The organism is Faecalibacterium sp. DFI.5.82 (genome assembly GCF_029076575.1).
GTDB lineage: Bacteria > Bacillota > Clostridia > Oscillospirales > Ruminococcaceae > Faecalibacterium > Faecalibacterium duncaniae.
On the sequence record NZ_JARFIS010000576.1, the window covers coordinates 1 to 308 of the forward strand.

Genomic DNA, 308 nt, shown 5'->3' on the forward strand with positions numbered 1-308 from the left:
CCGGGATCTGCGTCGTGTAGAATAGCTGCGTCGGCATTGCAACGATACAGTCCACAAGGTCAGCATTGATAATGTTCTTGCTGATTTCACCTTCACCGCCGGACTGCGAGGAAAGCGAACCATTTGCAAGAACCATACCGATACGCCCATTCGGGGCGAGATGCCAGATCATGTGCTGCAACCACGAGAAGTTTGCATTTCCAGCAGGAGGCGTACCATACTGCCAACGGACATCATCATCGAGTTCATCCGCACCCCAGCCGGAGAGATTGAAGGGAGGATTTGCCATAATGAAGTCTGCCTTGAGT

Annotated in this window: 1 protein-coding gene; it reads right to left on the reverse strand. The window is 52.3% G+C overall.

Annotated features, from left to right (window positions below):
* Nucleotides 1-308 (reverse strand): N-6 DNA methylase (locus P0G09_RS17955; RefSeq protein WP_275253350.1); only part of this gene is annotated, 308 nt, incomplete at both ends.